General features: G+C 71.8%; 6 protein-coding genes. 4 read left to right on the forward strand and 2 right to left on the reverse strand.

From position 1 onward, the window contains the following. Positions 1-753: sulfite exporter TauE/SafE family protein (locus J0695_RS38700; RefSeq protein WP_206969538.1), on the forward strand; the 753-nt coding region annotated here is incomplete at its 5' end. 30 nt (positions 754-783) lie between these two features. On the opposite strand, the gene J0695_RS38705 is transcribed toward J0695_RS38700, so the two are convergent. Further along, positions 784-1,545, reverse strand: coding sequence for an aminotransferase class IV (locus tag J0695_RS38705; RefSeq protein ID WP_206969539.1), 762 nt, complete (start codon positions 1,543-1,545; stop codon positions 784-786). A 66-nt stretch (positions 1,546-1,611) separates the two neighbouring features. Between J0695_RS38705 and J0695_RS38710 the strand changes: the two genes are divergently transcribed. From J0695_RS38710 to J0695_RS38720, 3 genes are all read left to right on the forward strand, one after another. Then, positions 1,612-2,202, forward strand: coding sequence for an NADPH-dependent FMN reductase (locus J0695_RS38710; RefSeq protein WP_206969540.1), 591 nt, complete (start codon positions 1,612-1,614; stop codon positions 2,200-2,202). Positions 2,203-2,222: 20 nt separating this feature from the next. Next, positions 2,223-2,654, forward strand: coding sequence for a gamma-glutamylcyclotransferase family protein (locus J0695_RS38715; protein ID WP_206969541.1), 432 nt, complete (start codon positions 2,223-2,225; stop codon positions 2,652-2,654). Between the two features lie 75 nt (positions 2,655-2,729). Beyond that, positions 2,730-3,608: an intradiol ring-cleavage dioxygenase gene (locus tag J0695_RS38720; protein ID WP_206969543.1), complete on the forward strand. Its 879-nt coding sequence runs from the start codon at positions 2,730-2,732 to the stop codon at positions 3,606-3,608. 35 nt (positions 3,609-3,643) lie between these two features. On the opposite strand, the gene J0695_RS38725 is transcribed toward J0695_RS38720, so the two are convergent. Then, positions 3,644-5,583 (reverse strand): molybdopterin oxidoreductase family protein (locus J0695_RS38725; RefSeq protein WP_206969545.1); only part of this gene is annotated, 1,940 nt, incomplete at its 5' end.

Consider the following 5,583-nt stretch of genomic DNA (forward strand, 5'->3'; position numbering starts at 1 on the left):
GCCCTCTGCCTGGCCGCCGCCGCGGCCGGCTGGATCGACGCCGTGGTGGGCGGCGGCGGCCTGCTTCTCCTGCCCGCCCTCCTCCTCGGACTGCCGCAGGTCCAGGCCGTGCACATCCTGGGGACCAACAAGGCGGTGTCCATCGTCGGCACCACGGGCGCGGCGGTGACGTATCTGCGCAAGGCGCCGGTCGACGTGCGGATGGCGGTACGCATAGGACTCGCGGCCCTCGCCGGCTCCATGACCGGGGCCTTCTTCGCGGCGGGCATCAGCAGCGCGGTCCTGCGCCCCGTGATCATGGTGGTGCTGCTCGGTGTCGCGGCCTTCGTGATGCTGCGCCCGGCGTTCGGCAGGGCGCAGCAGGACACCACACCCGTCACCCGGGCCCGTATCGCCACGGCGATCGTGCTGGTCGGCGGCGGGATCGGCTTCTACGACGGGCTGTTCGGACCCGGGACCGGCACCTTCCTCGTGCTGGCGCTGACGGCGGTGCTCCACCTGGACCTGGTGACGGCCTCGGCGACCGCCAAGATCGTCAACGTCTGCACGAACGCGGGCGCGCTCGCGATGTTCGCGTACCAGGGCGTGGTGATGTGGCAGCTGGCCGCGATCATGGCGGTGTTCAACCTGGCGGGCGGCACGCTGGGCGCGCGCATGGCGCTGCGCAAGGGCAGCGAGTTCGTGCGCGGCGTTCTGCTGGTGGTGGTGTTCTCCCTGGTCGCCAAGCTGGCGTTCGACCAGTGGACGGGCTGACCACCTCCCCTGTACCTCACTGCACCTCCCTCAGATCTCGTCCCACGGCGCGGTCGCGTACACCTCCGCTACCGTCTTCATCAGCGCCTCGTCCACCGCGAACTCCGTCGCGTCGATCCGCCGCACCGGCGCGATCCCCTGCGAGTTGGTGATGAAGGCCGCCCGGTACGCGCCCAGTCCTTCCAGGGTCACCCGGCGCCGTACCGACGGAAGCCGCGGTTCCAGCAGTGCCATCGTGATGCCGAGCAGCGCGGGGGCGTCCGGCCAGACCACCGATTCGCCGTCCCAGAACGCGATGTTGGTGATGGCGCCCTCCGCGACCACTCCGCCAGGGCCGGTCAGCAGCGCGTCGTCGAAGCCCGCGTCGACCGCCGCCCGGCCGTAGTAGGTCTGGGCGAAGCCGCCCAGGTGCTTGATGTGGGCGACGGGTCGCTCGTACGGGACCGACATCAGGCTCTTCGGCGCCTCCGCCATCACCGCGGGGGGCCGCACCGTGACGGCCAGGGTCGCCGCTTCGGCGTCCGGGGCCCAGTACACGTACACGCGCGTCGAGGCGTCCCGTACACCCGCGCGCTCCAGCGCCCCGCGCACCAGCTGCCGCACATGGCCGCCGTCCAGGCCCGAGCCGAAGAGTTCGCGGGTCGCGGAGTCCAGGCGGGCGAGGTGCAGGGCGAGTCCGCGTGCGCAGCCTTCGCGCACCTGCATCGCCGTGAAGTGGCCGTAGGTGAAGAACGCGGGGACGACCAGGGGGTCTTCGGCGGGGACGGGGCGGCCGTCGATCTCGATATGCATGCGGCCACCGTACGTTCCGCGCGGCCCGCTTGACCTCAACCTTGGTTGACATATGACGCTCTTCGCATGGACCTCAACACGCCGCCCCTGCGGCTCACCGTCATCGTCGCCAGCAACCGCCACGGCCGCTTCGCCGACACCATTGCCGGCTGGTTCCTCGAACGCGCCCGGCTCCGAGACGACCTCGACATCACCGTGCTCGACCTGGCCGAGGCCGACCTGCCGACCGCCCTCTCCTACGAACCGGCTCCCGAGGTCGGGACCGTGCTGGCCCGCGTCACACCTCAACTGGAGTCCGCCGAGGCGTTCGTGGTCATCACCCCCGAGTACAACCACTCCTTCCCCGCGTCCCTCAAGAGCCTCATCGACTGGCACTTCACGCAGTGGCAGGCAAAGCCGGTCGCCTTCGTCTCGTACGGAGGGATGTCGGGCGGTCTGCGCGCCGTCGAGCAGCTGCGCCAGGTCTTCGCCGAGATGCACGCCGTCACGGTCCGCGAGACGGTCAGCTTCCACAACGCGCGCGGGCACTTCGACGCCGACGGCGCGCACAAGGACCCTGAGGCGCCCAACGGGGCCGCGAAGGTGCTGATCGACCAGCTGGCCTGGTGGGCACTGGCGTTGCGCGACGCCAAGTCGGTTCGTGCGTACGGAGGTTGAGCGGCCGCGATAATCACCGTATGACGAGGATCGAGTCCGCCGCCGACGGAGGCGACGAGGGGCTGATGCCGGAGCAGGAACTCCCCTTCTTCGTGTACGGGACCCTGCGCCCCGGCGAGCGCAACCACGACCTCTTCCTGCGCGGCCGCACGGCGTCCGAGGAGCCCGCGAGCCTGCCGGGCCTGGTGCTCTACCAGGGCCCCGGCTACCCGTACGCGATCGAGGCGCCGGGGACGTCCGTCGGTGAACTGGTCACCGCCGGACCCGGCGCGTACCCCCGGCTCCTGGACGAACTGGACCGGCTGGAGGACGAGTACGACCGCGTGGCCCGAGACGTGCTGCGCGCCGACGGCACCCCGGTGCGCGCCTGGGTGTACGTGATCACCGGTGCGGAGGCCCGTCGGCTGCGGAGCGGCGGGCATCCGATTCCCGGGGGCGACTGGCGGGACTGAGCCGGTCGGGCGGTCTTGGCGGTCCGGTAGCGGGTCACGGCCGCGGAGGCTGCCGTGCGTCCTAGGGTCCGGGCCATGACTGAACAGCGCGAATTCGACCGGCGGCGTGTGCTGGCACTGGGCGGCGCACTGGCCGGGACCGCCGGTCTCGGGCTCGTCGGCTGCTCCTCCGACTCGGATTCCACTTCCACCGCCTCCGCGTCCGGCTCTCCCACCCCGTCGTCCTCGCCCTCGGCGTCCGCCTCCCCGTCCGCCTCCCCGTCCGCCACCGCGACCGGCACGTGCGTCCTCACCGCGAACGTCACCGAAGGTCCGTACTACCTGGACGGCGCGCTGTTCCGTGAGGACATCACCGAGGGCAAGGAGGGCGTCCCGCTCACCGTCCGGCTGACGGTGCAGGACACCACCGGGTCCTGCGCCCCGGTGGCCGACGCGGCCGTCGAGATCTGGCACTGCGACGCCTGGGGCTACTACTCCGGGTTCACCACCACCAACCCCGGCGGCAGCGGCCCCGACGAGAGCGAGGACACCAGCGGGGCCAACGACAAGACGTTTCTGCGCGGCTACCAGATGACGGACGCCGACGGCATCGTGACGATCAAGACGATCTTCCCCGGCTGGTACACGCCCCGTGTCACCCATATCCACGTCAAGGTGCACACCGGCGGCAAGAAGCAGGGCGACACCTATGAGGGCGGCAAGGTGAACCACACCGGGCAGCTCTTCTTCGACGACAAGTACGGCGACGCCGTCTACAAGCTGAAGCCGTACTCCCAGCACACAGGCAACCGCACCCTGCTCGACGACGACATGGTCTACGGCGGCGACGGCTCCGTGGACGGCCTGATGGCCGTCACCGGCGACACCGACAACGGGTACACCGGTGTCCTGCTGGTCGGCCTCGACCCCGACACGGAGGCGACCGGCGCCGGTGGGGGCGGCGGCCCTCAGTAGGCAGGCCTCAGTGGGCGGGCCTCAGCTGGCGGGCCTCAGTGGGCGGGCTCGACCCGTACCGCGCACACCTTGAACTCCGGCATGCGCGACGTCGGGTCAAGCGCCGGATTGGTCAGGGTGTTGGCCCTGCCCTCGCCCGGCCAGTGGAACGGCATGAAGACCGTGTCGGCCCTGATCGTCCCCGTGATCCGCGCCGGCGCCACAGCCCGTCCCCGCCGCGAGGTGACGGCGAGCGCGTCGCCCTCCGCGACCCCCAGGCGCTCCGCGAGCCGGGGGTGGAGTTCGACGAAGGGGCCCGGTGCGGCGGCGTTGAGCGCGTCCACCCGGCGGGTCTGCGCGCCCGACTGGTACTGGGACGCGACCCGCCCCGTAGTCAGCAGCAGCGGGTACTCCGCGTCCGGCTCCTCGGCGGCGGGCCGGTGGCTGACCGCGACGAAGCGGGCGCGGCCGTCCGGGGTGGCGAAGCGGTCCAGGAAGAGGCGGGGCGTGCCGGGGTGGTCGTCGGCCGGGCACGGCCAGAAGACCCCGTCCTCCGCCTCGATGCGCTCGTACGTGATCCCCGAGTAGTCGGCCGCCCCGCCCGCCGAGGCACGCCTCAACTCCTCGAAGACTTCCGCCGGTTCGGCCGGGAACCCCTTCGCGTGGCCGAGGGCCGCCGCCAGCCCGTGCAGGACCTCCAGATCACTCCGTACGCCCTCCGGAGCACTCAGCGCCCGCTTCCGCAGCAGCACCCGCCCCTCCAGGTTGGTGGTCGTGCCCGTCTCCTCGGCCCACTGCGTCACCGGCAGGACGACATCGGCGAGCGCGGCCGTCTCGGAGAGCACCACGTCCGCGACGGCCAGGAAGTCCAGGGAGCGCAGCCGCGACTCGATGTGCGCGGCGTGCGGCGCGGAGACGACCGGGTTGGAGCCCATGACCAGCAGGGACTTGATGCCGCCGCCGAGCGCGTCGAGCAGTTCGTAGGCGCTGCGTCCCGGCCCGGGAAGCGAGTCGGGATCGATGCCCCAGACCTCGGCCACGTGCTTGCGGGCGGCCGGGTCGTCGATCTTCCGGTAACCGGGCAACTGGTCGGCCTTCTGGCCGTGTTCGCGCCCGCCCTGACCGTTTCCCTGGCCGGTCAGACAGCCGTATCCGGAGTACGGGCGCCCCGCGCGGCCCGTGGCGAGGCAGAGGTTGATCCACGCCCCGACCGTGTCCGTTCCCTTGGACTGCTGCTCGGGTCCGCGTGCCGTGAGCACCATGCCGCTCCCGGCCTCGCAGAACATCCGGGCAGCAGCCCGTAGTTGAGGCACCGGGACGCCCGTGATGCGCTCCACCTGCTCGGGCCAGTGCGCCATGGCGGCGGCCCGCGCCTCCTCCCAGCCCGTCGTGCGTTCGGCGATGAACGCCTCGTCCGTACGCCCTTCCGCGACGACCAGGTGCAACAGCCCCAGCGCCAGCGCGAGATCGGTCCCCGGGCGCGGGGAGAGGTGCAGATCCGCCTCGTCGGCGGTCCGGGTGCGGCGCGGGTCGACGACGATCAGCTTCCCGCCGTTCTCCCTGAGCCGGGTGAAGAATCGGAGCGCGGGCGGCATGGTCTCGGCCGGATTGGACCCGACGAGGATGACGCAGCCGCTGCGCTCGATGTCCTCCACCGGGAAGGGCAGCCCGCGGTCGAGCCCGAAGGCCCTCTGGTGCGCGGCGGCCGCCGACGACATGCAGAAGCGTCCGTTGTAGTCGATCTGCGAGGTCGCGAGCGCGACGCGGGCGAACTTTCCGAGTGCGTACGCCTTCTCATTGGTGAGCCCCCCGCCGCCGAAGACCCCCACGGCGTCGGCCCCGTACTGCCGGCGCGTCCCGCGCAGCGCGCCGGCGATCGTGCCGAGCGCCTCCTCCCAGGTGGCCGGGGCGAGTTCGCCGGTGCCGGGGCGGCGGACGAGCGGCTCGGTGAGGCGGACGCGCGAGGAGAGCACGTCGGGCGCTGTACGGCCCTTTC

The organism is Streptomyces beijiangensis (assembly GCF_017315755.1).
Taxonomy (GTDB): domain Bacteria; phylum Actinomycetota; class Actinomycetes; order Streptomycetales; family Streptomycetaceae; genus Streptomyces; species Streptomyces beijiangensis.

Coding starts and splice junctions, on each gene's coding strand:
- J0695_RS38715 (WP_206969541.1), top strand. CDS start 2,223: ATGACGAGGATCGAGTCCGCCGCCGACGGAGGCGACGAGGGGCTGATG.
- J0695_RS38705 (WP_206969539.1), bottom strand. CDS start 1,545: ATGCATATCGAGATCGACGGCCGCCCCGTCCCCGCCGAAGACCCCCTG.
- J0695_RS38720 (WP_206969543.1), top strand. CDS start 2,730: ATGACTGAACAGCGCGAATTCGACCGGCGGCGTGTGCTGGCACTGGGC.
- J0695_RS38710 (WP_206969540.1), top strand. CDS start 1,612: ATGGACCTCAACACGCCGCCCCTGCGGCTCACCGTCATCGTCGCCAGC.